Source organism: Falsiroseomonas sp. E2-1-a20, from assembly GCF_051433195.1.
Taxonomy (GTDB): Bacteria; Pseudomonadota; Alphaproteobacteria; order Acetobacterales; family Acetobacteraceae; genus Falsiroseomonas.
The window spans coordinates 1-1,183 of record NZ_JBHMFT010000156.1 but is presented as its reverse complement, the minus strand read 5'-3'; the positions used below and the strand labels follow the sequence as shown (position 1 = coordinate 1,183).

Below are 1,183 nucleotides of genomic sequence, written 5' to 3'. Positions count from 1 at the left end.
CGAACACGCCATGGCGCAAATCCTCGCCTGTACCGATGGCTCGGTCTACGCCGAGAGCATCCTGGACCACGCCGCCTGGGCCTCGGCGCGCATGGGCGGCGCTTCCGTGCGCGTGCTGCATGTGCTGGACCGCGCGACGGCGGAGGCGCCTGTCGATCGCAGCGGTGCGCTCGGCGTCAATGCCTCGGAGGAGTTGCTGCGCGAGTTGGCGGAGTTGGACGAGGCGCGCGGCAAGGTCTCGCTGCGCCGGGCCCGCGCCCTGCTCTCGGCGGCGGAGGCCCGGCTGAAGGCGGCGGGCGTGGCGCACATCACCACCGTGCAGCGACAGGGCGCGCTGGTGGACACGATCGTGGAGTTCGAGGGCGAGGCCGACCTGCTGGTGGTCGGCAAGCGGGGCGAGGCCGCGAACTTCGCCGTCGGCCACCTCGGTGCCAACCTGGAACGCGTGCTGCGGTCCAGCATCCTGCCGGTGCTGGTGGCCTCGCGGGCCTTCCGGCCGATCACGCGCTTCGCCATCGCCTATGATGGCGGCCGTTCCGGCCAGCAGGCGGTGGCCTATGCCGCCGGCACCGCGTCGCTGGATGGGCTGGAGTGCCACCTGGTGACGGTCGCCGCGGATGAGGCGACGGGGCGTGCGCTGCTGGCGGAGCCGGCGCGGCAACTGGCGGCCGCCGGCAAGTCCGCGACGCAGACCGTGCTGCAGGGCGATGCGGACACCGCCATCGCCGGCCATGTCGCCACCGCCGGCATCGACCTGCTGGTGATGGGCGCCTACGGCCATGGCCGGCTGCGCAACATGATCGTCGGCAGCACCACCACGGCGCTGCTGCGCAGCTGCAAGATCCCGGTGCTGGTCTTCCGCTGAGCGGATGGGAATCGGTACGGTCGCCTGAAGGTGGCGCGGACCAGTCGCGCGAGGCGTGACGTGCGGCCACGCCTCGCTGCCTCGGACGACCGCGGCTACTCGTTGAGGCCCTTCCCCGCATACGGGTGCGTCGCCGCCCAGTGCCGCGCGATATCCACACGCTTGGCGATCCACACGTCGCGCCGCTGCATCATGTAGTCCAACAGCCGCTGCAGTCCGGCCGCCCGCGCCGGGTGGCCGATCAGCCGCATGTGCAGGCCAACCGACATCATCTTCGGCGTTCGCGCGCCCTCCGCGTACAGCATGTCGAAGGCATCG

The 1,183-nt window shown here is 71.8% G+C and carries 1 protein-coding gene and 1 pseudogene; one reads left to right on the top strand and one right to left on the bottom strand.

What is annotated here, in order from left to right:
* On the top strand, positions 1-865 hold an 865-nt coding region (locus ACFHPP_RS31085; RefSeq protein ID WP_437167089.1), incomplete at its 5' end, for a universal stress protein.
* Between the two features lie 95 nt (positions 866-960).
* Here ACFHPP_RS31085 and ACFHPP_RS31080 read toward each other — a convergent pair.
* A pseudogene (locus ACFHPP_RS31080) lies at positions 961-1,183 on the bottom strand (chitin deacetylase); the annotation flags it as partial.